Origin of the sequence: Kribbella kalugense (assembly GCF_004365875.1) — a bacterium.
Lineage (GTDB): Bacteria > Actinomycetota > Actinomycetes > Propionibacteriales > Kribbellaceae > Kribbella > Kribbella kalugense.
Map to the genome: position 1 here is coordinate 2,505,734 of NZ_SODF01000001.1, position 25,014 is coordinate 2,530,747.

General features: G+C 68.2%; 22 protein-coding genes. 12 read left to right on the top strand and 10 right to left on the bottom strand.

Annotation, left to right across the window (positions count from 1 at the left end; genetic code table 11):
• Positions 1-47 precede the first annotated feature (47 nt).
• The 6 genes from EV650_RS11780 to EV650_RS11805 all read left to right on the top strand — a co-directional run bounded on the left by EV650_RS11780 (position 48) and on the right by EV650_RS11805 (position 7,130).
• Positions 48-860 carry an adenosylcobinamide-GDP ribazoletransferase gene (locus EV650_RS11780; RefSeq protein ID WP_238174161.1) on the top strand — a complete coding sequence of 271 codons (813 nt, stop codon included), beginning with the start codon at positions 48-50 and terminating at the stop codon, positions 858-860.
• 375 nt (positions 861-1,235) lie between these two features.
• Positions 1,236-2,411, top strand: a complete 1,176-nt coding sequence (locus EV650_RS11785; protein WP_134118195.1) for an ROK family transcriptional regulator — start codon at positions 1,236-1,238, stop codon at positions 2,409-2,411.
• Between the two features lie 79 nt (positions 2,412-2,490).
• On the top strand, positions 2,491-3,567 hold the full coding sequence (locus tag EV650_RS11790; RefSeq protein WP_134118197.1) for an ABC transporter substrate-binding protein: 1,077 nt from the start codon (positions 2,491-2,493) through the stop codon (positions 3,565-3,567).
• A 114-nt stretch (positions 3,568-3,681) separates the two neighbouring features.
• Entirely contained in the window at positions 3,682-4,509 is an 828-nt protein-coding gene (locus tag EV650_RS11795) for an ATP-binding cassette domain-containing protein (RefSeq protein WP_134118199.1), read from the top strand.
• A complete protein-coding gene (locus EV650_RS11800) occupies positions 4,506-5,825 on the top strand; it encodes a sugar ABC transporter permease (RefSeq protein WP_134118201.1) in 1,320 nt (439 codons plus the stop codon). Before EV650_RS11795 ends, EV650_RS11800 begins: the two co-directional genes overlap by 4 nt.
• Positions 5,826-5,903: 78 nt before the next feature.
• Positions 5,904-7,130 carry a low temperature requirement protein A gene (locus EV650_RS11805; protein WP_134118203.1) on the top strand — a complete coding sequence of 409 codons (1,227 nt, stop codon included), beginning with the start codon at positions 5,904-5,906 and terminating at the stop codon, positions 7,128-7,130.
• A 42-nt stretch (positions 7,131-7,172) separates the two neighbouring features.
• Here EV650_RS11805 and EV650_RS11810 read toward each other — a convergent pair whose 3' ends face one another.
• The 6 genes from EV650_RS11810 to gcvT form a co-directional block, all read right to left on the bottom strand.
• The gene (locus EV650_RS11810) at positions 7,173-8,192 is read right to left on the bottom strand and encodes an ABC transporter ATP-binding protein (protein ID WP_134118205.1); all 1,020 of its coding nucleotides are present in this window, start codon (positions 8,190-8,192) and stop codon (positions 7,173-7,175) included.
• A 29-nt stretch (positions 8,193-8,221) separates the two neighbouring features.
• Positions 8,222-9,421: an ABC transporter ATP-binding protein gene (locus EV650_RS11815; protein WP_238174162.1), complete on the bottom strand. Its 1,200-nt coding sequence runs from the start codon at positions 9,419-9,421 to the stop codon at positions 8,222-8,224.
• Positions 9,418-10,410, bottom strand: coding sequence for an ABC transporter permease (locus EV650_RS11820; protein WP_134118209.1), 993 nt, complete (start codon positions 10,408-10,410; stop codon positions 9,418-9,420). The genes EV650_RS11815 and EV650_RS11820 overlap by 4 nt, the downstream gene beginning before the upstream one ends.
• 101 nt (positions 10,411-10,511) lie before the next feature.
• On the bottom strand, positions 10,512-12,269 hold the full coding sequence (locus EV650_RS11825) for an ABC transporter substrate-binding protein (RefSeq protein ID WP_134118211.1): 1,758 nt from the start codon (positions 12,267-12,269) through the stop codon (positions 10,512-10,514).
• Positions 12,270-12,310: 41 nt separating this feature from the next.
• Positions 12,311-13,318, bottom strand: a complete 1,008-nt coding sequence (locus tag EV650_RS11830; protein WP_134118213.1) for an ABC transporter permease — start codon at positions 13,316-13,318, stop codon at positions 12,311-12,313.
• 352 nt (positions 13,319-13,670) lie between these two features.
• Entirely contained in the window at positions 13,671-14,771 is a 1,101-nt protein-coding gene (gene gcvT / locus EV650_RS11835) for a glycine cleavage system aminomethyltransferase GcvT (protein WP_134118215.1), read from the bottom strand.
• A 97-nt stretch (positions 14,772-14,868) separates the two neighbouring features.
• On the opposite strand from gcvT, the gene EV650_RS11840 reads away from it, so the two are divergent.
• Positions 14,869-16,362, top strand: a complete 1,494-nt coding sequence (locus EV650_RS11840) for a leucyl aminopeptidase (protein WP_134118217.1) — start codon at positions 14,869-14,871, stop codon at positions 16,360-16,362.
• On the opposite strand, the gene EV650_RS11845 is transcribed toward EV650_RS11840, so the two are convergent.
• The 3 genes from EV650_RS11845 to EV650_RS11855 all read right to left on the bottom strand — a co-directional run bounded on the left by EV650_RS11845 (position 16,351) and on the right by EV650_RS11855 (position 18,180).
• Positions 16,351-16,680, bottom strand: coding sequence for a cupin domain-containing protein (locus EV650_RS11845; RefSeq protein WP_134118219.1), 330 nt, complete (start codon positions 16,678-16,680; stop codon positions 16,351-16,353). The genes EV650_RS11840 and EV650_RS11845 overlap by 12 nt on opposite strands.
• Positions 16,681-16,682: 2 nt before the next feature.
• Positions 16,683-17,354, bottom strand: coding sequence for a DUF2848 family protein (locus EV650_RS11850; RefSeq protein WP_134118221.1), 672 nt, complete (start codon positions 17,352-17,354; stop codon positions 16,683-16,685).
• A gap of 187 nt (positions 17,355-17,541) precedes the next feature.
• Positions 17,542-18,180, bottom strand: coding sequence for a GntR family transcriptional regulator (locus EV650_RS11855; protein ID WP_134118223.1), 639 nt, complete (start codon positions 18,178-18,180; stop codon positions 17,542-17,544).
• 29 nt (positions 18,181-18,209) lie between these two features.
• Between EV650_RS11855 and EV650_RS11860 the strand changes: the two genes are divergently transcribed.
• Positions 18,210-18,980 (top strand): carbon-nitrogen hydrolase family protein, encoded by a 771-nt coding sequence (locus EV650_RS11860; protein WP_134118225.1) that lies wholly within the window; start codon positions 18,210-18,212, stop codon positions 18,978-18,980.
• On the opposite strand, the gene EV650_RS11865 is transcribed toward EV650_RS11860, so the two are convergent.
• Complete coding sequence (locus tag EV650_RS11865) at positions 18,977-19,294, bottom strand: hypothetical protein (protein WP_134118227.1); 318 nt, start codon at positions 19,292-19,294, stop codon at positions 18,977-18,979. The two genes, EV650_RS11860 and EV650_RS11865, sit on opposite strands and share 4 nt — an antisense overlap.
• A 199-nt stretch (positions 19,295-19,493) precedes the next feature.
• Here EV650_RS11865 and lpdA point away from each other — a divergent pair, with 199 nt between their 5' ends.
• From lpdA to EV650_RS40965, 4 genes are all read left to right on the top strand, one after another.
• A complete protein-coding gene (lpdA, locus tag EV650_RS11870) occupies positions 19,494-20,873 on the top strand; it encodes a dihydrolipoyl dehydrogenase (protein WP_134118229.1) in 1,380 nt (459 codons plus the stop codon).
• A gap of 127 nt (positions 20,874-21,000) precedes the next feature.
• On the top strand, positions 21,001-22,923 hold the full coding sequence (gene sucB, locus EV650_RS11875) for a 2-oxoglutarate dehydrogenase, E2 component, dihydrolipoamide succinyltransferase (RefSeq protein ID WP_134118231.1): 1,923 nt from the start codon (positions 21,001-21,003) through the stop codon (positions 22,921-22,923).
• A 126-nt stretch (positions 22,924-23,049) separates the two neighbouring features.
• On the top strand, positions 23,050-23,937 hold the full coding sequence (locus EV650_RS11880) for a TIGR01777 family oxidoreductase (RefSeq protein WP_134118233.1): 888 nt from the start codon (positions 23,050-23,052) through the stop codon (positions 23,935-23,937).
• A gap of 92 nt (positions 23,938-24,029) precedes the next feature.
• Complete coding sequence (locus EV650_RS40965; protein ID WP_238174163.1) at positions 24,030-24,221, top strand: hypothetical protein; 192 nt, start codon at positions 24,030-24,032, stop codon at positions 24,219-24,221.
• The last annotated feature ends 793 nt before the right edge of the window (positions 24,222-25,014 follow it).

Consider the following 25,014-nt stretch of genomic DNA (forward strand, 5'->3'; position numbering starts at 1 on the left):
GAAGCGGTGCGGCGTCCGCTGGCCGTTCGCGCGGTTGGGTGGATGCGGTGCGGCTCTCGGTTGGCACGTTGACGGTGGTTCCGGCGGGGATGCCTTCGCGGGTTGATCGGGAGGTGGGTGGACGGGCGATGGTGCTCGGTCCGGTCGTCGGGGCGTTGGTCGGCGGGATCGCGGCCGGGGTGGTCGCGTTGGCTCAGCTCGTACGGCCGGATGCCGATCTGCTCGCCGCCGTACTGGGAGTGCTGGTTGTGGCCGGGCTGTCCGGCGGATTGCACCTCGACGGGCTGGCGGACTTCGCCGACGCACTCGGGTCCCGGCGGGATCGCGAAACCATGTTGAAAATCATGAAGCAGAGCGACATCGGCCCGTTCGGAGTCGTCGCAATCGTCGGCGTACTACTCGTCGACGTCGCCGCCCTGACCGCGTGCCTTCAGGCCGGATTCGGCTGGCAAGCAGTCCTGATCGCCACCACCGCAAGCCGCCTAACCCTCCCCTGGTCCTGCCGAACCTCCGTCCCCGCCGCCCGCCCCGACGGCCTGGGCACAGTCGTAGCCGGCACAGTCCGCCCACTCATAGCAGCCCTGACCACAGCGGTCGTACTAGCCGCCGCCCTCCTACTGGCCTGGCCCGACCTCCTCCACCCCACCACCACAACCGCCGCACCCCCACTCGCCGGCACCGCAACCGACCCACTCCAGTTCGCCGGGATCGCAGCCGCCGTACTCCTAGCCGTCGCGACGAGCCTGATCACCACCCGCCGCGCCCGCAAAGCCCTCGGCGGCACCACCGGCGACGTACTCGGCGCAACCGTCGAGCTAGCCCTCCCCGTCACCCTCCTCACCCTCGCGCTGACCGCGTGACCCGTCCGCATCCAGCACATCCCTCGCAGCACCCAGCACACCCGCACCCCCGCACGCATGCCTCACCTCGACCAATTTCGCTGGCTGACCCACCAGTTCGGGGGTTTGTGACCCGCGTTCAGGGTGTAGAACCCACGACCTGGTGGGTCAGCCAGGCAAATGGCTGGGTTGGCAAGGCAAATTGCTGGGTCGGCCAGCCAAATTGGTGGGTCGGCCAGGCAAATCGGGGTGAGGTGGCGGGGTCTGTACGCAGGAGTGGTCTACTGTCGCGGGTGAACGTTTTAGTGGGGTAGTGACGGCGAGGTTGAGTGTGATGTCAGTCGTTGACGACGAGTCGGCGGCCGCGGACGACCCGCGATCCGTTATCTTTATGTAATGAACGCAATCCGCCCGGCGCCCGGCTCGCAGGCTTCGCTGCGCGAAGCCAACCGTGCGCGCGTTCTCGGGGTCGTCCGTCAGCACGGCCCGCTCACCCAGGTCGAGATCGCCGCCGCGTCCGGCCTGTCCGCGGCCACCGTGTCGAACATGGTCCGCGAACTGGACCAGGCCGGCATGGTCGGCCTCTCCCGCAGCATCCGCAACGGCCGCCGCGCCGTACTCGTGTCCCTCGCCTCCGGTGGCGGCCTGCTGGCCGGCGTCGCGTTCGGCGAGCGCGATGTCCGGGTTGCGATCGCCGACGAGGCCGGCGAGATCCTCGCCCATCAGTTGATGCCGCTGCAGGCCGACCACGTCGCCGACGACGGTATGGAGCGCGCCGCCCGGCTGCTCGCCGACCTGGCCGAGACGGTCAGCTCCGGTGTCGAGAACATCGCCGCGATCGGGTTCGGGCTGCCGATGCCGGTCGACGCGGTCAGCGGCGAGGCCGGCTCCGACGCCGTACTGCCCGGCTGGCGCGGGGTGAACGTGACCAAGGCGATGGCCGGCCACCTGCGCGCCCCGGTCGCGCTCGACAACACCGCAAACCTTGCTGCACTGGGCGAACTGCGGGCCGGCGCGCTGCGCGGCGTCCGGAACGGCTGCTACCTGAAATTCTCGTACGGCGTCGGCGCCGGGATCGTGATCAACGGCGACGTGTTCCGCGGCTCGGCCGGTACGGCGGGCGAGATCGGGCACGTCACGATCGACGAGAACGGGCCGATCTGCCGGTGCGGCAACCGCGGCTGCCTGGACACGTTCGTCGGCTCCCGGGCGCTGATCAACAGCCTGGCCGCGTCGCACGGACCGCTCCGGCTGAAGGACATCGTCACCCGCGCGCTCGGCGGCGACGTCGGCTGCCGCCGGGTGATCGAGGACGCCGGCCGACGGGTCGGCGTCGCGGTCGCCGGCGTGGTCAACCTGCTCAACCCGGAGATCATCGTCGTCGGCGGCCTGATGTCCGAAGCCGGCGAACTCATCATGGCTCCGCTCCGCGAAGCCCTGGACCGTTGCGCCATCCCGAGCGCCGCCGCGACCGTCGAACTCAGGGCGGCCGAGCTCGGCGACGAGGCCGACATCGTCGGCGCGATCCACCGGGCGTCGGTGCTCAGTCACACCAATATCTCCATTTCTTGAATTCAAGTCTTGACGCCAAGGCATAGGAGAGCTTGACTGCGGGCAGGCCAATCGGGCCGCGTCGTCAAGGAGCCGCCATATGTCCGTGTCAGCAACCCGTCTCGTCGGCCTCGGCCTCGCCGTCTCGGCCCTCGCCGTCTCCCTGGTGGCCTGTGGATCCGATGATTCCGGCAGCGGCTCAGGCGGCGGCGCGAAGAAGGTCGCGCTGCTGCTGCCGGAGTCGAAGACCACCCGGTACGAGGCGCTCGACCGGCCGCTGTTCACCGAGGCCCTGAAGGCGGCCTGCGGCGACTGCCAACTGATCTACAGCAACGCCGACCAGGACGCGTCGAAGCAGCAACAGCAGGCCGAGGCCGCGCTGACCCAGGGCGCGAACGTGCTGGTCCTCGACCCGGTCGACGGCAAGGCGGCCGCTGCGATCGCCGCCTCCGCGAAGGGCCAGAACGTCCCGGTGGTCGCGTACGACCGGTTCATCGAGAACGCCAACTACTACGTGTCGTTCGAGAACGAGGCGGTCGGCAAGCTCCAGGCGCAGACCCTGGTCGACGACCTCAAGGCGGCTGGTAAGACGTCCGGCAACATCGCGATGATCAACGGTGCGCCGACCGACCCGAACGCGGCCGACTTCAAGAAGGGCGCGCACAGCGTGCTCGACACCAGCGGCTTCAAGGTCGCCGCCGAGTTCGACACCCCGGACTGGAGCCCGGACAAGGCCCAGGCCTGGATGGAAGGCCAGCTGAGCGCGATCAAGAACGGCCTGGTCGGGGTGTACGCCGCCAATGACGGCACCGCCGGTGGCGCGATCGCAGCGCTCAAGGGTGGTGGCGTGAAGCCGCTGCCGCCGGTCACCGGTCAGGACTCGGAGCTGGCCGCGATCCAGCGGATCATCGCCGGCGACCAGGCGATGACGATCTACAAGGCGGTCAAGCCGCAGGCCGAGGCCGCCGCCAAGGGCGCCGTGGCGCTGGCTAACGGTGGCAAGCCGGAGTCGACCACCACGAAGAGCGGCGTACCATCGACGATCCTCGACCCGGTCGCAGTGACCAAGGCCAACATCAAGGACACCGTGATCAAGGACAACATCTACAAGGTCAGCGACATCTGCACCGCGTCCTTCGCCGCCGCCTGCGCCGCGGCCGGCCTCGCCGCCAACTGACCCGCCCCTCGGCGTAGCCCCCCGCAGTGAGGTGCGGGGGGCTGCGCCGGGCCTCTCCCCAACCGCGCCCCCGGCGAGGATCATGGCCTGAAATAAGCCCAGGAGGCTGATCAAGTGACTGTTACCCCGGCCCCCCTCGACGTCGGCGCCGGTACGGTGCTGAAGCTGCAGGGGATCTCCAAGCGGTTCGGCGCCGTACAGGCCCTGAAGAACATCGAGCTGGACGTCCGTGCCGGCGAGGTGATGGCACTGGTCGGCGACAACGGCGCGGGCAAGTCCACGCTGGTCAAGACCATCGCCGGCGTCTACACCGCCGACGACGGGACGATGGTGTTCGACGGCCGCGAGGTGCGGGTCGGCAGCCCGGCCGAGGCGCAGCAGCTCGGCATCGCGACCGTGTTCCAGGACCTGGCGCTGTGCGACAACCTCGACGTGGTCGCAAACCTCTATCTCGGCCGCGAGCTGACCGCCCCGTCGGCTCGCGGCCGACTGCTCGACGAGGTCGAGATGGAACGGCAGTCGTGGGAACTGCTCCGGCAGCTGTCCGCGAAGATCCCGTCGGTCCGGATCCCGGTCGCCAGCCTGTCCGGCGGCCAGCGGCAGACCGTCGCGATCGCCCGCAGCCTGCTCGGCAAACCCAAGGTCGTGATGCTGGACGAACCGACCGCGGCCCTCGGTGTGGCTCAGACCGCCGAGGTGCTCAACCTGGTCGAACGGCTCCGCGAACGCGGCCTGGCCGTGATCCTGATCAGCCACAACATGGCCGACGTGATGGCGGTCGCCGACCGGGTCGCGGTACTGCGGCTCGGCCGCAACAACGGCGTCTTCGTGGTCAGTGAGACCAGGACGCAGGACATCATCGCCGCCATCACCGGCGCAACCGACAACGCGGTCTCCGAGCGCGCCGCGCGCCGGAGCCGGGAGGAGGGCTCCGCATCATGAGCCTGCACGGATCGGGCACCCGTCCCCAGGACGCCAACCCCGACCAGAGCGACGGCGGCGAGCCGGCCAACGGTACGACGGACGCCGCGCAGCTGCCCGCGGATCTCCAGGACGAGCGGCTGATCGCCCGCCGCGGGGTCAGCGGCGCGATCGCCGCCTTCACCTCCCGGCTGCGGTCCGGCGACCTGGGCTCGGTCCCGGTGGTCGTCGGCCTGATCATCATCTGGGCGGTCTTCCAGGTCGCGAACGGCTCGTTCCTGTCCAGCCGCAACCTGGTCAACCTCACCCTGCAGACCACCTCGGTCGGAGTGATTGCCCTCGGCATCGTCCTGGTCCTGCTGCTGGGCGAGATCGACCTCTCGGTCGGCTCGGTCAGCGGTGTGGCCGGCGCTGTCCTCGCCATCACGTTCGTCAACAAGGGCTGGCCGCTCGCACTGTCCCTGGTGGCCAGTGTCGTGCTCGGTATCGTCATCGGCCTGTTCTACGGTCTGCTCTACACCCGCTTCGGCGTACCTAGCTTCGTCATCACGCTGGCCGGCCTGCTCGGCTTCCTCGGCCTGCAGTTGCTGGTGCTCGGCAAGGACGGCACCGTCAACCTGCCGTACGACTCGGCGCTGGTCGGCTTCGCGACACGGAGCTTCCTCTCCCCCGCCGTTGCGTACATCTTGATCGCAGTGGTCGTCGCGGCGTACGCCCTGACGCGGTTGCAGGGCCGGCGGGCCCGAGCCGCGGCCGGTCTGTCCTCCGCGCCGAACTCAGTCATTGCGATCAAGGCCGTCGCCCTCGCCCTGGTGCTGCTGATCCCGGTCCTGATCCTGAACGGTGACCGCGGCGTCTCGTCGATGTTCCTGCTGTTCCTCGCGCTCGTGGTGATCACGGACATCGCGGTACGACGGACGCGCTGGGGCCGCTCGGTCTTCGCGGTCGGCGGTAGCGTCGAAGCCGCGCGGCGCGCGGGTATCAACGTCCGGATGATCTACCTCTCGGTGTTCGCGGCCTGTTCCACCCTCGCCGCGGTCGGCGGCATCCTGGCAGCCGCCCGCCTGGTCGCGGTCAGCCAGGCAAGCGGCGGTACGGACACGAACCTGAATGCGATCGCCGCCGCGGTGATCGGCGGCACCAGCCTGTTCGGCGGCCGAGGCTCGGCGTACTCCGCCCTGCTCGGAGCCCTCGTGATCATGTCGATCTCCAACGGCCTCGCACTACTGTCCCTCGACTCGAGCATCCGCTACATCGTCACCGCCGGCGTACTCCTGATCGCCGTCACCATCGACTCCCTCAGCCGCCGCAGCCGCCAGGCCCACGGCCGCGCCTAAAAGCACGGCGGGCTCTCCCTTGACCCTGACCAGGTGGGAGCCCGCCGTTTCCACCGTTCCTGTTGGATGATGTGCGCCATGGTGGGAACGAGGCGGCCCATTCGGGCAGTAGAAACCAGCGCGGACCAGTCGGTCACGACGCTCGAGTTGTTCTTCGATCTGGTCTTCGTGTTCGCGCTGACCCAGATCACCGCGCTGATGGCGCACGACCTCAGCTGGCACGGCGTCGTCCGCGGCGCGTTCCTGCTCGGCCTGCTGTGGTGGAGCTGGGCCGCGTACTCGTGGGTGTGCAACATCGCGAAGGCTGACGAAGGTTCGGTCCGGACCGTCCTGTTGTGCGCGATGGCGGCGATGTTCGTCATCGCGCTGGCGATCCCGGAGGCGTTCGACGACTTGCCAGGCGGACTGCCCGGCCCGGTCGTGATAGCGCTTGCGTACTTCGTGTTGCGGGCGATGCATCTGGTCCTGCTCTGGCTGATCGCGGAAGGTGATCGGGTACTCCGTCGCACGATCGGCCTGTTCACCATCGGCAAGGTCGCCGCGACCGCGCTCCTGCTCGTCGCATCGCAGTACCACGGCACAACCCAGACCCTGCTCTGGGCCGGTGCACTGGCCTCCGACTACGTAGTCACCTACCTGGTCGACGCCCGCGGTTGGCGGTTCAACTCGCCGTCGCACTGGGCCGAGCGGCACGGTTTGATCATCATCATCGCGTTGGGCGAGTCGATCGTGGCAATCGGCGTCGGCGTGACCGATCTGCCGATTTCGTGGCCGATCCTGGTTGCTTCTCTGCTTGGTCTGGGCGTCTGCACCGCGCTCTGGTGGATCTACTTCGACGCGACTGTCCACTACGGCGAACGTGCGCTCGCCGAGGAGCCGCCTGAGACCAGGCCTTGGCTGGCTCGCGACGCGTACACGTTCCTGCATGTGCCGATGGTGGCCGGGATCGTGCTGCTCGCGCTCGGTCTGAAGAAGGTGCTGGAGTACGTCGGTGACGCCGAGCATCACCGCCTCAGCCAACCACTGCACGGTGTCGGGCTGTTCGCGCTCTTCTTCGGTGTGGTGCTCTACCTGCTCGGCCACGTCGGCTTCAAGCGACGCACGATCCATCGCTGGAGCGTGTCCCGGCTGACCGCGGCTGGGCTCCTGGTGGTCGCCGTACCGCTGGTTCACGGTCTGCCGGCGCTGGCCCAGCTCACCGCACTCGCCGTCGTCCTGGCCGGCCTGGTCGCCTTCGAATCCTTCCGGTTCGCCGGTGAGCGGGAAGACCTTCGGCACAGCGAAGACCCAGCTGAGACCGCATGAGAAAGGCCCCGTCGCCGTTGACGGGGCCTTTCTCTGTTCCGGTTACGCGGTGGCGGCGGTCAGGTCGACCTTCGGCTCCGCGAAGTGGCAGGCGGCCGTGTGACCGGGGCCGGACTGCGGCTTGATCTCCAGCAGCGGCTCCTGGGTGGCGCAGATGTCCTCCGCCTTCCAGCAGCGGGTCCGGAACCGGCAGCCGCTCGGCGGGTCGATCGGCGAGGGTACGTCGCCGACCAGCCGGATCCGCTCCTTCGGCGGCACGCCCCGGATGGTGCCCAGGTCAGGCGCGGCCGACAGCAGCGCCTGCGTGTACGGGTGCTGCGGGGCGTTGTAGATCTGGTCCCGGGTGCCCTGCTCGACGATCTTGCCGAGATACATCACCGCGACCTCGTCACAGAAGTGCCGGACCACGCCGAGGTCGTGCGCGATGAAGACGAAGGCGATGCCGAGGTCCTTGCGCAGGTCCTCCAGCAGGTTCATCACCTGGGCCTGGATCGACACGTCCAGCGCGGACACCGGCTCGTCGGCGATGATCACCTCGGGCTCGACCGCGAGCGCCCGGGCGATGCCGATCCGCTGGCGCTGACCGCCGGAGAACTCGTTCGGGTACCGGTTGTGGTGCTCGGGGTTCAGGCCGACCCGCTCCAGCAACTCCTGGACCCGCGCGACCTCCTTGCCCTTCTTGACCAGGTTGTGCACCCGCAGCGGCGTACTGATGATGTTGCTGACCGTCTGGCGCGGGTTCAGCGAGCTGTACGGGTCCTGGAACACGATCTGCAGCTGCCGGCGGAACGGGCGCAGTTCCCGCTCCTTCAGCTGCGCGATGTCGGTGCCCTTGAACACGATCTCGCCGGCCGTCGGGGTCAGCAGCCGGGTGATCATCCGGCCGGTGGTCGACTTACCGCAGCCGGACTCGCCGACCAGGCCAAGGCTCGCGCCGGCCTTCAGCTCGAAGTTGACGCCGTCGACGGCCTGGACGACCTTCTTGGTCCGGCCCAGACCCGCGGCTTCCTTGATCGGGAAATGCATCTTCAGGTCGCGGACCTGCAACAGAGTTTCGCTCATGTCTCCTCAGTCCCTGTCCATCGCAGCTGTCAGCCCAGTCTCGGCGCGACCTCGGCCGCGTAGATCGAGGCCTTGTCGTGCAGGTGACAACGGGACGTATGGGCACCGGCGCCGTCGACCGGCATCAGTTCGGGCAGTTCGATGCTGCAGAGCTCGCCCTTCACCCGGTCGACGTACGGGCAGCGCGGCCGGAACGAGCAACCGGCCGGCAGGTCCAGCAGGCTCGGCGGCAGGCCCTTGATCGGGCGCAGCCGCTCGTTCGCCGCCGACACGGTCGGGATCGACTCGAGCAGACCCCAGGTGTACGGCATCCGCGGGTTGGCCAGCACGTCCTCGGCAGTGCCGTACTCGACGCAGCGACCGGCGTACATCACCAGCACGTCGTCGGCCATCTCGGCCACTACACCCAGGTCGTGGGTGATCATCACGATCGCGGAGCCGAACTCCTTCTGCAGGTTGTTCAGCAAGTCCAGGATCTGCGCCTGCACGGTCACGTCGAGGGCGGTGGTCGGCTCGTCGGCGATCACCAGCTTCGGGTCGTTGACCAGGCTCATCGCGATCATCGCGCGCTGCCGCATACCGCCGGAGAACTCGTGCGGGTACTGACCGAACCGACGCTGCGGGTTCGGGATGCCGACCAGGTCGAGCATCTCCAGCGCCCGCTTCTTCGCGGCGTCCTTGGACACCTTGTGGTGCACCCGGTAGGCCTCGACGATCTGGTTGCCGATCGTGTACAGCGGGTGCAGCGAGGACTGCGGGTCCTGGAACACCATCGCCATCGCGTCGCCGCGGATCTTCATCAGGTCGTTCTCCGGCAGGCCGACGAGCTCGTCGCCGCCGAGCCGGATCGACCCGGTGATCCGGGTCCGCTTGCGGTCGTGCAGGCCCATCACGGCCATGCTGGACACCGACTTGCCCGAGCCGGACTCGCCCACGATGGCCAGCGTCCGGCCGAGCGGGACCGAGTAGCTCAGCCCGTTCACCGCGCTGACCAGGCCGTCCGCGGTCGGGAACTTGACCGCCAGGTCCTCGACCACCAGGTACGGCGTCTCGCCGCTGGGGTTGATCGAACTCTCGCGCCGCTCGCGGGTGGCGATCGAGGGGCCCCGCTTGGCGTCCGTGGTGGCGGCCGCCGGAGTGGCTGCACTCTCGGCCATGGTGTCCTTCCGGTCTTCGGGGGCCAGCCGGTCCTGGGGGGCCGGCCGGTCTTCAGGGGCTGGGGTGCTCACGACAGCCTCACCCGCGGGTCGATCAGGCTGTAGCCGATGTCCACCAGCAGGTTCATCACGACGATCAGCACCGAAGCGACCAGTACGGTGCCCATGATCACCGGCAGGTCGTAGTTGTTCAAGCTGTCCAGCACCAGCTGCCCGAGCCCGGGGAGGTCGAAGATCCGCTCGGTGAAGATCGCGCCGCCGAGGCTGCTGGCGACGTCCAGACCGAAGATCGTCACGACCGGGATCAACCCGGACCGGAGCGCGTGCTTGTAGGTAACCACCCGGTCGGACAGGCCCTTGGCCCGCGCGGTCCGGATGAAGTCTTCACTCAGCGTCTCGACCATGGAGCCGCGTGAGTACCGCGCGTACGCGGTGCAGTTGTAGATGCCGAGCACCAGCCAGGGTGTCAGCATGCCGGCTATCCATTTCCCTGGATTCTCAGAAGGTGGAGTCCACTCACCTCTGGGCAGGATCGGATAGAGCACGGTCAGATAGAGCGCGACCATCAGCGCCACGATGTAGTACGGCACCGAACTGATCACCAGCGTGCTGGTCATCAGCGCCCGGTCGCCCAGGGTCCCGCGTCTCTTGGCCGCCATCGATCCGACGAACACACCGATGGTGAGGACCAGGACGGCGTACCCGACCACCAGCGACAGTGTCACCGGGAACCGGGTCTTGATCATGTCCGTGACCGGACGGTCGTTCTTGAACGAGAAGCCGAGGCACGGCGCCGCACAGTGCTGCGTGACGCCGGCGGTGGTGAAGTCACGGCCGGTGAAGATCCCCGCGGTGTACTCCGCGAACTGCTGCACCTTCGGCTGGTCCAGGTGCAGGTTGGTCCTGATCTCCTGGTACCGCTGCTGGGTGCAGTTGCGTTCACCACAGATCGCACCGGCCGGATCGGTCGGCGCGACGAAGAACAACGCGAAGGTCGCGATCAACGTAGCGAGCACGACACTGAGCGCGCTGACCAGGCGGCGCGCCACGAAATAGAGCACGGGATTGTCTCCTCACCGATGATCGGCGTGGTGCCCGGACTTGTGGTCCGGGCACCACGCCACCGCTCAGTGGATCAGTACTGCTTCAGAACGGACCTGGATCAGGGCTGCTTCAGGTACAGCGAGGTGAACTCGGGCAGACCCTGTGTCGGGTCGTTGATCGCGTGCCCGATGTTCTTGCCGACCGGGAAGTTGCTCTGGCTGTAGTACAGCGGCAGGACGGGGAGGTACTTCTCCATGATGTCCTTGTCGACCTTCGTCCACTCCTTCAGCTGCTCGTCCGGTGCCTTCGCGGTGACCGCGTCGATCTCGGCGTCGAGAGCCTTGTCCTCGAGCTGGCCAACGCTGTTGCCCAGGCCGATCGCGTCGGACTTGAACAGCACCGGGAACCAGCTGGTGCCGCTCGGCCAGTCGGAGCACCAACCGGTCGGGCTCTTGCCGATGTTGACCGGAGCGTTCTGGTCACCGGTGAAGGTACGGATCTTGGCCTTCGGTACGCCGATGGCCCGGACCTTGAAGCCGGCCTTCTCGAACATCTGCTTGCGGAACTGCGTGGTCTGCGTCGAGATCTTGTCGTCGATCGAGTAGTACCAGCTGAGCTCGAAGTTCGACTTGCCGATCTTCGCCAGCTCGGACTTGACCTCGGCGGCGACGGCGTCGTCCTCGGCGCCCTTGCCGGTTCCGGTCAGACCCGGGAGCTCGTACTTGTCGAAGCCCGGGACGGCCGGCGGCAGGATCGTCGATGCCGGCGGGTCGTCGGTCGGGTTCAGGCCGGCCACCTTGCGCCAACCGTCGTACGGGTGCGCCTTGGCGATCAGCTTGCGGACGTCCAACGGAATCTTCCGCGTGTCCATCGTGTACATGATGGTGCACGGCGACGCGCCCTTGATCATCTGCGACTGGTCCTTGACCTCAGGCAGCAGCGAGACGTCCAGGTTGCTGTAGTTCAGCGCGTTCGCGTCCGGACCGGAGCTGGCCAGCACCTGCCGCTGGGCCTTGATCAGGTCCTGGCTGAACTTGAAGTCGAAGCCGTCGACGTACTGGTGCCGCACCGGGTCGGTGTTCGGGTCCCAGCTCGGGTTCTTCGTCAGCTTGAGCTCGGTACCCGGCTGGTACGACGAGACCTGGTACGGGCCGGTCGCCATCGGGTGCTGCTCGTAGTTCTTCTGCGTGTCCTTCGCCTTCGGGATCGGCGTGAACAGCGGGAACGCGGCGTAGTACGGCAGGTCGTCGAACTTCTTCGCCAGGTGGATGACCAGGGTGTGGTCGTCCGGCGTCTCGACGCCCTTGTAGTTGTCGCCGCCCTTGACGTACGGGCCCTTGTACTTGTCGCCGTCCAGGAAGAACTGCTGCTGGTACGTGGGTCCGGCGTCGTACAGCTCGTGCGCGAAGGAACGCTTGATCGCGTACGCGTAGTCCTCGGCCTTGACCGGCGTACCGTCCTGGTACTTGATGCCCTGCTTCAGCTTGAAGGTCCAGGTGAGGCCGTCGGCCGACTTGGTGCCGAGGTCCTCGGCCAGGTCCGGAACCAGGACCGGCTTGTGGTCGGCGCCGTCCAGGCGGTACTGCGTCAGCGAGCGGTAGAACAGCTTGCCGATCTGGTTGCCGTCGACGTAGTAGATGTTCGTCGGGTCGAAGGTGTCGGGCGTCACGTCCGAGAGGACTGTGATCGTGCCGCCCTTCTTCGCACCGTCGACGTCAGGCGCCGGGCCCTTCGCAGTGGGGTCCGTCGCCTTGACCTGGGCCCCTCCCAACGTGTTGCTGTCGCCCTTGCTGCCACTGTTCGAGGACGGGCTGCCACAGGCCACGGCGGCCAGCATGACCGTCGCCGCGACTGCGGTTATCCGTTTCCACTGCATGGTCGGGTTTCTCCTTTTCTGCCGCTGGGGCAATCGCCGAACTACCGGCGAGTCTTGGGGTCGAAGGCATCCCGGATCGCATCTCCGAGCAGGGCCAGGGCGAGCACCAGAGCGGTGATCCCGACCACTGGCAGCCAGAGGTAGAGCGGGTCGGCCTTGAACCAGTTCGTGGCGACGGCGATCGTCTGACCCCACGAGGGGATCGGCTCGACCAGTCCGACACCGAGGAAGGACAGACCGGCCTCCGCGGTCACGTACGCCGGCACCGCGAGCGAGGCCGAGATGACGATCGGCGCGACCAGGTTGGGCAGCAGTTCCTTGAACAGGACCTGCCGGGTCGGCACACCGATGGCCTTGGCCGCGAGCACGAACTCACGCTCGCGCAACGACAGCACCTCGCCGCGGATGATCCGGGCCAGGCCGGCCCAGCCGAAGAACGAGAGCACGAATATCAGTACGTAGAAGCGGATCGAGGCCTGCTCGTTCGGCGTCAGGTTGAACGAACCGCCGCGCATCGACTCGACGATCGGTACCAGCGCGATCGCGAACAGCAGGAACGGCAGGCTCAGCACGAAGTCGATCAGCCAGGAGATCACCCGGTCGGTCCAGCCGCCGAGGAAGCCCGCCAGCAGGCCCATCACGACGCCGATGATCGTGCCGACCACGGTGGCCAGGAACGCGATGATCAGCGACGGCCGGGCGCCGTACACCCAGCGGGCGAAGTTGTCCCGGCCGGTCTTCGGCTCGACGCCGAGCCAGTGTGAGCCGTTGACGCCGATCGTCGGGTAGCCGAACTCGTCCACCAGGTCGGTGTGGAAGGTGCTGTAGTCCTGACCCTCGAGCTTGGTCAGCAACGGCGCCAGGACCGCGAGCAGGATGAAGAACAGCACGATCGACGCGCAGGTCACGGCGACGCGGTCCTTACGCAACCGGTCGAAGGCGATCCGGCTCGGGGACTTCCCGTGCGGAGTGGCCGCGCCGCGAACCGGCTCCGCCGACGCCGGGTGTTCTTCGACCCCTACGGTCGAGTCTGGCGACCCAATACTCATTCGCACTCCGTCAGTTCAGTCGGCCGGATTTCGGTCCGCGGATCCGGCACTTATCGGTGGATAGCGTGCCGAGCCTTTGCTCTGTGGGGGCTCTCGTCAAATCCCCTTGACAGAGCCGATCCCCCACAACCGGGCGCTAGCCTGCCTGACACTGTGACACCAAACCAGCGGTGCCCGGCACCAGTGCACAAATCGTTACCGGAACGGGTACTGGAACGGAACATTTACGCCGATCCGTCACTGTTCGCAGTCAATCCTTCGCAAAACGCGTCGGCACAGTACCGACAGTGTCCAATTTGTGCCAGGTTATGACGGAGCGTGACGAACTTCTCGATTTGGTGGCAGAGCGCTGCTAGCGGACGTGAACGGTCACGAACGGCGGTTTGACCACATCAAAGGTCTCCTGGCGGCCACGGATATCGACGGCGACCTGATCGCCTTCCTTTACCGTCGCATCCAGCAACGCCAGCGCAATGCCCTTCTTGAGGGTCGGCGAGAACGTTCCCGAGGTCACTTCACCCAGTGCGGTTCCGGCCTGGTCAAGTACAGACATATGCGGCCGCGGAATACCCCGTCCGGCCGCACGCAGGCCGCGCAGTATCCGGGCCGGTCCGCGCTCCTTCTCTGCACGCAGTGCCTCGTCGCCCCAGAAGTGCTCCTTCTTCCAGCCCACAGCCCACCCGGAGCGCGCCTGGACCGGCGTGATGTCCGGAGAGATGTCCTGGCCGTGCAGCGGATAGCCCATCTCGGTCCGCAGCGTGTCCCGCGCCCCCAGCCCGGCCGGGACGATGCCGTGCGGCTTCCCCGCCTCCAGCAGCGCGTCGAACACCGCGACCGCGGCAGCATTCGGTACGACGAGCTCGTAGCCGCGCTCGCCCGTGTACCCGGTCCGGCAGACGACAACCGGCGTACCGCCGAAGTCAGCCGTCGCGAAGGCCATGTAGTCGTGGCCGGTCGGCAGGCCGATCGCGGCCACCACGTCGTCGCTGTCAGCTCCCTGCACCGCGAGGATCGCGTAGTCGTCGTGGACGTTGGTCACCTCGACGCCGTCGGGGGCGTCGGCCTGCAGGAGCCGGACCACCTCGGCGGTGTTGGCGGCGTTCGGGATCAGGAACACGTCGTCGTCGGCGTGCAGGTAGGCGATCAGGTCGTCGACCACTCCCCCGCGCTCGTTGCAGCACAGTGTGTACTGCGCCTGGCCGGGAGCGATCTTGCCGAGGTCGTTGGTCAGGCACGCGTTCACGTACGCCGCCGCGCCGGGACCCTTGACCGTCGCCTTGCCCAGATGGCTCACGTCGAACACGCCGACCGACGTACGGACCGCGGTGTGTTCGGCGACGACACCGGAGTACTCCAGGGGCATCTCCCAGCCGCCGAACTCGGCGAACTTGGCGCCGAGCGCGACGTGGCGCTCGTGCAACGGGGACTTCTTCAACTCGGACGACTCGGTCATGGAGGGGAAACTACCCGACGCGTAGCATGCGGAGGCAGCTTGTACGTACCGTCACGACCGGCCACCTGCCTGCCGGTCAAGGAGGACTGAGGATTTCGTGACCACCATCACCCTGAGCAAGTCCGATGCCGCCGGCGTCAAGACCGACGCCGTGGTCATCGGCGTGGTCAAGCTCGGCGGCGGCGTCGCTCTGCCGGCCGGCACCGAGTCGCTGAACGCCGCGTACGGCGGGAAGCTGGTGGAGGTGCTGTCCGGCCTCGGCGCCACCGGCAAGGCCGGGGAGGTGACGAAGGTGCCGGGGGCCAAGCCGGGCAAGTCGGCGACGCTGATCGCGGTCGGTCTCGGCGCCGCCCCGGACGGCTCGTTGAAGACCGAGGACCTCCGCACCGCCGCCGGCACCGGTGTGCGCGCGGCGAAGATCACCCAGTCGGTCGCGTTCGCGCTGCCGACGCCGGACGCGGATTGCGTCCGCGCGGTGGCCGAAGGGGCCTTGCTCGGCCGGTACGCGTTCACGGCGTACAAGTCCTCGGACACCTCGGATGCGCCCGGCGACCTGGTCGTGCTCACCGACCTGGCCCGCAACAAGGAGGCCAAGACCGCACTCGAGCGGGCCGAGGTGACCGCCGATTCGATCGCCCAGGTGCGCGACTGGGTGAACACCCCGCCGTCGGACCTGAACCCGGTCGAGTTCGCCGCCTCCGCGGTCAAACTCGGCAAGGAGTACGGCGTCAAGGTCGAGGTGCTCGACGAGAAGGCGCTGGCCAAGGGCGGGTACGGCGGCATCCTCGGTGTCGGCCAGGGCTCGGCGAACCCGCCCCGGCTGGTTCGGCTGACCTACACGCCGCGCAAGCCGGTGACCCACCTCGCCTTCGTCGGCAAGGGCATCACGTTCGACTCCGGCGGCCTGTCGCTGAAGACGTCGACCGGCATGGTCAGCATGAAGTCCGACATGGCCGGCGCCGCCGCGGTGATCGGCGCGACGTTCGCGATCGCCCGGCTCGGTCTGCCGGTCCAGGTGACGACGTACGCCGCGATGGCGGAGAACATGCCGTCCGGCTCGGCGGCCCGGCCGTCCGACGTACTGACGATGTACGGCGGCAAGACGGTCGAGGTGCTGAACACCGACGCCGAGGGCCGGCTGGTGCTCGGCGACGCGCTGGTCCGGGCGTCCGAGGACGAGCCCGACCTGATCATCGACGTGGCCACCCTGACCGGTGCCTGTGTCGTTGCCCTGGGCACCAAGGTGGCGGGCGCGTTCGCGAACACCGACACCGCCCGGGACCGGGTCGTGGACGCGGCGATCGCGGCCGGCGAGTCGATGTGGCCGCTGCCGATCCCGGCCGAGATGCTGGACAAGCTCAAGTCGCACTCCAAGGTGGCCGACCTGGCCAACATCACCGGCGAGCCCTGGGGCGGCGCGCTCGCGGCGGCCGCGTTCCTCGGCGACTTCGTTGCTGAGGGCATCGACTGGGTGCACCTGGACGTGGCCGGGCCGGCCTTCAACGACGGCGGCGCGTCCGGCTACATCCCGAACGGCGGCACCGGGTACTCGGTCCGCACCCTGATCGAGCTGGCCGCCTCAGCGAGCTGAGTAGCGGATCTCCAGCATGATGCAGCCGGTCTCTGTTCTGTACGGACCGTGCGGCATCCCCGGCGGCCGGCAGGCGTAGTCGCCGGGGTGGAACGTCTGCTCGAGGGTGAGATCGGTCAGCTCACCCTCGAGCAGGTAGACCTCTTCGACGTACTCGTGGCGAATGATCTCCTCGCCCGAGGTAGTGCCAGGCGCCCAGCGGGCCAGCCTGGTGAGCGTCCCGTCCGGATCGCGGCTCAGCACTCGCTCGGAGATCCCGTTGCCCGCGTCGGTCCAGGCGACAGTCCGAGCTGAGAAGAACTCTTTCTCTTCCTTCATTGTCAGTCCCAGGCCGGCGCTAGTTGCTCGACCGCATAGACGATCCGGCTGGTCAGGCCGCGCGGGTCGGTGATCTCCACCCGCCAAGCATCCGCGAACTGATCGACGCCGGCAATCATCTGGATCGTGCCGCTCAGCAGCACGGTGCCCGGAACGACCCGGTCGCCGAGCTCCTTCAGCCAGTACGACGGCGGTAGCAACTGCGCCAGCGTGCCGTCCTGGATCAGCTGCTCGCTGTCGCCATGCCGGACCCACGCCTTCAGCGTGAACTGGTCGAGCTCGTCCTCGATCTCCGCAAGCGGCCAGGCGACATCGCCGAGCAGGTCCGGTGCGGACTGCTTGCTCCAGGCAACGCCGTGCACCTCGAGCGCCCGATCGGTGTGATCACAGGCCGCGGTCAGCAGGACGTCGTTCTCGCCGACCACCAGCGCCCACTCCGCCTCACCCGAAGTCTTGGCGTGCGCCACCTGGACCACTTCCGGCCGCCCGACCAGTGACGCTGACAGTGGGTACAGCGTCGGGATCCGATGCGGAGCCGGTACGCCGAGGTCGGCCAGCTCGTCCACGTGGTGCTGGACCTGCTCGGTGTCCCGGCCGGCGTACCCGGCGTTGAGGGCGTACCGGACCGTGATCGTCCGCTCGCTGCCGTCCGGCAGCGTGAATCGCAGGGACATCTTCGAGGACCTCCCGATCTTCTTGAGTCAGCGCTTGCGTGAACACGTCGTATACAACGAGTATGGAGCATTCCCCCAAGGAGGTCCAGCCCGATGCCCAACCTCACTGCAGAACGCCGCGGTCTGTACACGTTCACCCTGGTCGGTCTCCGACTGGGACGGGCGGTGCAGGAGGAGTCCCTTGCGGTCAGCCCTGCATGAGGATCGAGCCGGTCGTGCCCAGGTGGCTGAGGATCGCCTTCTCGGCCGCGGCCGGATCTCCCGATGCCAGACCGTCGACGATGGCCTGGTGCTCCGCGAGTACGTCCTGCCGGCGAGTCGCGCTGCGCTGCAGAGCGACGACGCCGAGCAGCACATGCTTGGATCGCAGGTTGTCGTACAGCCGGCCGAACACCGAGTTGCCGCCCGCCTCCACCAGCAGCGCGTGGAACTGGCTGTCCAGCTCGATGAACGCCTTCGCGTCACCTTGCTCGACGATGGCCCGTTGCTGCTCGAGTACGCCGGACATCGCGTCGACCGGGGCGAGGCCGGCCGTGAGCGAGGTTGTCGCGGCCCAGCACTCGATGACGCCGCGGGCCTGCATCAGTTCGGCGATCTCGCGGCCCGGCAGCGGCGCGACGAACGCACCGCGGTGCGGCACGAGCTGGACCAGGTCCTCGGCGGCGAGCATCAGCAACGCCTCCCGGACCGGTGTCCGGGAGATGCCGACCTCGGTTGCGACGACCTGCTCGTTGATGAACGTCCCCGACACCGCCGGGTCGCTCAGTACAGTCCCGCGCAGATACTGGTAGGCGCGATCGCGGCCTGAGTCCCCACTCAATTGCATACTCAATGTATACAGCTTCGGAGGTCCTGATGACAGTCCTGCGCGTGGCCGCCGCCCAACTCACCACCGGGCCGGACCCGATCGCCAATCTAGCCACCGCGACCGCCGCGATCCGGGACGCGGTTGCCGGCGGCGCCGAGTTGGTCGTGCTCCCCGAGGGCACGCTGGCCTGCTTCGGCACCGACCTGCGGACCGTCGCGGAGCCGTTGGACGGGCCGTTCGCTACCGGTCTGCGCAAGGTCGCCGCGGATCTCGGGGTCGTGGTCGCCGCCGGTCTGTTCGAGCCGTCCGACGACGGGCGGGTGCACAACACCGTGCTCGTCACTGGCCCGGGCGTCGAGGCGTCGTACCGGAAGATCCATCTGTACGACGCCTTTGGATCGCGCGAGTCGGACACTGTTGCGCCTGGCAACGAGCTGGTGGCGTTCGAGTACCGCGGGATCACTGTTGGGCTGGCGACCTGCTACGACCTGCGGTTCGCCGAGCAGTTCACCGCGCTCGGGCGACTCGGTGCGGAGCTGATCGTCGTACCGGCGTCGTGGGGTGCGGGACCTGGTAAGGAAGAGCAGTGGGACCTGTTGACGCGGGCGCGAGCCGCCGACGCCCAGGCCTGGCTGCTGGCGTGCGATCAGGCCTATGTACCGCCGATCGGCACGGATCCGTTAGGCATCGGGCGCAGCAGCCTCACCACGCCGCTCGGCCAAACCCATACGCGATTGGGCGCCGTCCCGGACATCCTGCACGCCACTGTCGATACCTCGACTGTCGCGCCGGTGCGCGCCCGGGTACCGATTCTTTAGGCGAGACCGTTCTTCTTCATCCGGGCGTTGTACTCGCGCATCCGGGGCGGGTAGCCGACCACGGCCGCGTCGTACGACGGGATGCCCAGGTTGTTGGCGAACTTGTGCGCCCACTGCACCGACGGCACCCGGCGGCGGGTCCACTCACCGTCGATCGCGACCAGCAGCAGGGTGTACTCCGTCACCGCTGTCCGCGGCTCGACGAATCCCTCGACTCCCTGCCGGGTCTGGGCGAAATCTCGCAGGTGCGCCTGATCCGGAGTGTCCGCCCGGCGCATCGTTCCGGCTTTCCGCCGGCGACCGAACCACTTCATGAGGTAAGTGTCCCCTATGTGTGCAAGTCGAGGCCGAATTCCTGGATAACGGTTCCGGCCGGTCCCGAAGTACCGGGCACGCGTGGCCCGGGCGTGGATCCGGGCGGAATCGGTGACAAGATGTCGCCGGGCCGGAACCGCGATCCGGGACCGCCCGCCTTGGAATCGGACCCACGGCCCCAGACTCACGGAGGAACCTGTGACTGACAGCGGTACGACGTACGACCTGGTGATTCTCGGCGGCGGCAGCGGTGGTTATGCCGCCGGACTGCGCGCGGCGACGCTCGGCATGTCCGTGGCGCTGGTGGAGAAGGACAAGGTCGGCGGGACCTGTCTGCATCGCGGGTGCATCCCGACCAAGGCGCTGCTGCACGCCGCGGAGGTGGCCGACTCGGCCCGCGACGGCGAGCAGTTCGGCGTCCGGACGACGCTCGAGGGCGTCGACATGGGCGGCGTGAACAAGTACAAGGACGGCGTGGTCGACCGGCTGTTCAAGGGTCTGCAGGGTCAGCTGAAGGCGCGCGGGATCACGGTCATCGAGGGCGAGGGGCGGCTCACCTCCCCCACCACGGTGCAGGTCGGCGACACGACGTACACCGGCCGCAACGTCATCATTGCCTCCGGCTCCTACTCCAAGTCGCTGCCTGGCCTGGAGCTGGACGGGCACCGGGTGATCGCGAGTGAGCACGCGCTGACGATGGACCGGGTTCCGGAGTCGGCGGTGATCCTCGGCGGCGGCGTGATCGGCGTCGAGTTCGCGTCGGCATGGACGTCGTTCGGTACTCGCGTGACGATCGTCGAGGCGCTGCCGCGGCTGGTCCCGGCCGAGGACGCCGACTGCTCGAAGACGCTCGAGCGGGCGTTCCGGAAGCGGAAGATCGCCTTCAAGACCGGTACGCCGTTCGAGTCGGTGGAAGTTGTTGATAATGGTGTCCGCGTCACCGTCGCCGGCGGTGAGGTGATCGAGGCCGAAGTACTGCTCGTCGCCGTTGGCCGCGGACCGAACACCACGGGTCTCGGGTATGAAGAGGTCGGCGTCGCGCTCGATCGCGGGTTCGTGACCGTCGACTCGACGCTGCAGACGAGCGTGCCGGGCGTGTACGCCGTCGGCGACATCGTGCCGGGGTTGCAGCTCGCGCATCGTGGGTTCCAGCAGGGCATCTTCGTTGCCGAGCACATCGCCGGCCTCGCGCCGACGCCGATCGACGAGACCGGGATCCCGCGAGTGACGTACTCCGAGCCGGAGGTCGCGTCGGTCGGACTGACCGAGGAGCAGGCCCGGGCGAAGTACGGCGACGTGGAGATCCTGAACTACAACCTCGGTGGCAACGGCAAGTCGCAGATCCTGAAGACGGCCGGCTTCGTGAAGCTGGTCCGCGCCAAGGATGGAGCGGTCGTCGGGCTGCACATGGTCGGTTCGCGCGTCGGTGAGCTGATCGGCGAGGCCCAGTTGATCTACAACTGGGAGGCGTACCCGGCCGATGTGGCGCCGCTCATCCATGCCCACCCGACCCAGAACGAAGCTCTCGGCGAGGCACACCTGGCGCTGGCCGGGAAACCTTTGCACTTCCATGACTGAGCTTTCTGGACCGGCCCAGTAGTTTTGAGCCGTGGGAGCGTGTGGGACGCCCGTGACCCGGATCCCGCCCGCTCCGGCGGCACCGTAGGCTGACCTCGACCGATCAGACGAAGGAGCAACGACCGTCATGCCGACCTCTGTATCCCTGCCGGCCCTCGGGGAGAGCGTCACCGAAGGAACCGTCACCCGCTGGCTCAAGCAGGTCGGCGACACGGTTGCCGTCGACGAGCCCCTGCTGGAGGTCTCGACCGACAAGGTCGACACCGAGATCCCGTCGCCGGTGGCCGGCACCCTGCTCGAGATCAAGGCCGCCGAGGACGAGACCGTCGAGGTCGGCGCCGAACTGGCCGTCATCGGAGACGCAGGCGAAGCCACCTCCGCCCCCGCCGAGGCCGCCCCGGCGGAAGCCCCTGCTGAGGCAGCACCGGCCGAGCCCGAACCAGCCCCGGCAGCAGCGCCCCAGGCAGCTCCGGCCCCACAGGCCGAGGCTCCCGCCGCTTCGGCGCCCGCCGCTGAGGCAGCGCCTGCCGAGTCTGCTCCGGCTGCTCCCGCGGCCGAGGCTCCTGCTCCTTCTTCTCCGGCAGGCGGCTCCGGTACTTCCGTGACCCTGCCCGCCCTCGGCGAGAGCGTCACCGAAGGTACGGTCACCCGCTGGCTCAAGCAGGTCGGCGACGACGTAGCCGTGGACGAGCCCCTGCTCGAGGTCTCCACCGACAAGGTCGACACCGAGATCCCCTCGCCGATCGCCGGCAAGCTCCTGGAGATCAAGGTCGCCGAGGACGAGACAGTAGAGGTCGGCGCGGAACTAGCAATCGTCGGCACAGCAGCTGCATCATCGGCCCCCGCTCCGGCCGCGGCTCCCCCGGCATCAGCTCCGGCTCCGCAGGCCGCTCCGGCTCCGGCCGCCGCCGCGCCCGCTCCGACCCAGGCTCCCGCCCCGCAGGCCGCTCCCGCTCAGGCACCTGCGCCGCAGGCTGCTCCGGCCGCTTCCGCTCCGGCCCCGGCCGCTGCTCAGGCCCCGGCTGCTGCCCCGGCTGCTGCTCCTGCCCCGCAGGCTGCGCCGCCCGCCCAGGCTCCGGCGGCAGCTGCTGCTTCCCCGAACGGCGCCGCCGCGGACGCCCCGAACTACGTCACCCCGCTCGTCCGCAAGTTGGCGACCGAGCACCAGGTGGACCTCAACGCCGTACAGGGCACGGGCGTTGGCGGCCGCATCCGCAAGCAGGACGTGATCGCCGCAGCCGAGGCCCAGAAGGCAGCCGCCGCTGCCGCTGCAGCCCCGGCCGCCGCCCCGGCACAGTCGCCGGCCGCCGCCCCTGCGAAGGCCGCGACGATCAGCCCGCTGCGCGGTACCACCGAGAAGATGAGCCGGATCCGCAAGGCGATCGCGGCCCACATGGTCAACTCGCTGAAGGTCTCGGCCCAGCTGACCACGGTGGTCGAGGTCGACGTCACCGAGATCTCCAAGCTCCGCAACGCGAAGAAGGCCGAGTTCGAGGCCCGCGAGGGCGTCAAGCTGTCCTTCCTCCCGTTCTTCGCCCTCGCCGCGGTCGACGCGCTGAAGCAGTACCCGAAGCTGAACGCGTCGATCGACGAGGAGAAGGGCGAGATCACCTACCACGCCGCCGAGCACCTCGGCATCGCGGTGGATGTGGAGCGCGGCCTGATGGTCCCCGTCGTACACAACGCCGGTGACCTGAACATCGCCGGCCTGGCGAAGCGGATCGCCGACCTCGCCGACCGTACCCGGACCAATAAGGTCCTGCCGGACGAGATGGCGGGCGGCACGTTCACCATCACCAACACCGGCAGCCGCGGCGCGCTGTTCGACACCCCGATCCTGAACCAGCCGCAGGTCGGCATGCTCGGGACCGGTGCCGTGGTGAAGCGCCCGGTCGTCATCACCCACCCGGAACTCGGCGAGACGATCGCCATCCGGCAGATGGTCTACCTCGCGCTGACCTACGACCACCGCCTGGTCGACGGCGCGGACGCGGCCCGCTACCTGACCGCGGTCAAGCAGCGCCTCGAAGAGGCCCAGTTCGACGTCTGAGTCGAACAAACACAGGCGCCGGCGCTTTGTCTCCCCGGAGACGGGCACCGGCGCCTTTGCGTTCCGCAGTACCGCGTCGTCGTAGTACCCATCGTCGTCAGGCAACCCGACAAGGAGCAGAGCGGGATGAAGTACGTGCTGGCCGGGGCTTCCGGCTTCCTCGGCAAGGCCCTCGCCCGCGACCTGGTTGCTGACGGCCACCAAGTCCTCCGGCTGGTACGCCGCCCGCCCTCGACGCCGGACGAGATCCGCTGGGACCCGGCCCGCGGCGTCCTCGACCCGGCCGCCCTCGGCACTCCCGATGTCCTGGTCAACCTGGCCGGCGCGAACATCGGCCGCCCGTGGACCCCGACGTACCGCAACAAGATCCGCGAGAGCCGCGTCAATACCACCGCGACCCTGGCCGCGGTTGCCGCGCGACTCGACCGCCGGCCGGTCCTGATCACCCAGAGCGGAATCGGCGGCTACGGGATGGATCTCGGCGACCGCATCCTGACCGAGGATTCCGAACTCGGCGAAGGCTTCCTCTCCGACGTAGTCCGCCTATGGGAAGGCGCCCTCGAACCCGCCCGCGCGGCCGGCAGCCGAGTGGCCGCACTCCGCACGGGCGTCGTCCTGGATCGCAAGGCTCCGGCGTTCCAGCTGCTCTCCCTCCCCTTCCGCCTCGGCCTCGGCGGCCGCTTCGGCTCAGGCACGCAGTACTTCCCGGTGGTGTCCCTCACCGACTGGCTGCGAGCGGTCCGATTCGTCGCCGAACACGACACCATCCACGGCCCGGTGAACGTCGCCCTTCCAACCCCAGCGACAAACCTGGAACTCACCGAGGCTCTGGCAACCGCCCTACACCGACCATCGTTCGTCCCCGTTCCCGCCTTCCTGATGAAGGCCGCCCTAGGAGAGTTCGCCTGGGAACTCCTCGGCAGCAAACGAGCCCTCCCAACCCGCCTCCAATCCAACAACTTCACCTTCCACCACCCAACCGCCCCCACAGCCCTCTCCGCCGCCCTCGCCTAACCCACCCCTCCATCACCACTACCGCCCCGTCACACGCTCGGCCCCAACCCACCAGCCCAGGCTGGTCCGCACCGCCGCCTTACGCCCGGGTGATGGTGGCGATACGCCAGGTTTGGGTCGGTGGCGTCGTGGTCAAGGTGATCAGCCTGGTCATAGGTGCTCCGGGCGGGAGCGGGGTCTTCGTTCCAGCACTGTCGATCGCCTGGCCGGCGGTGAGGCGATCGGTTGTTCTGAGTGTGATCGTCGTCGGCGTACGATGGGTCACTGTTGTGCTGTCGATCTGAATCCGCAGACCCTGCACTCGCACTTGCCGATCGCGGTACGTCGACAAGAGCGCCCGATCGGCCCGCCAAGGCGAGCTACCGGGAACGTAGATCTGGTCAAGCGCTGCCAAGTCAAGCGTCCAGAACGCCTGCGCACGTTGGACGTCAAGCGCCTGAAGAGTACGCATCCAGGCAACCGGATCGGTGCCACCCGCGGTCGCCTCGGCCTGTGGAGTCGACGCCGTGGTCCGACCCTCCGACGGCGACCCCGACGACTGCCCAGGAACCGTCGGCCGCGCAGGACCCGTAGGTCGCGCGGACGTCGTCGGCCGCCCCGAAGTCGTTGACTGCGTAGGACTCGTTGACTGCGCCGAAGTCGTCGACTCCACAGGAGTGGTCGGCTGCACAGGAGTGGTCGGCTGCACAGGAGTCGTCGGCTGCGCGCGGGTGGGCTGCGTCTCGCTGGAGGGCTCCGTCGACTGCGACCCAGCGGAGCGCGCCCCAGTGGAATTCGTCTGCACGGGTTGCGCGGACGAACGCTCCGCTTGAACGATGGCCGGCCTGTCAAGAATCCGAATCGTGACTGCGCCGATAGCAAGCACGACAACCACGCCCAGCGCGGCCGCAGCAACAGCGCCGAACGTCGGACGCGGGAGCTGGAGAACGAAGCGACGCAGTACGCGCCCGCGCCGAGCCTGCCTCCGACGCCACGGACGACTGCGCTTCGAACCCGCAGTACCGATTGAAGGCAGCTGAGCTCGACCAGGTTGCGCAGGTGGTTCTGTAGGCGGCTTCACCGGCGGCGGAGCCAACG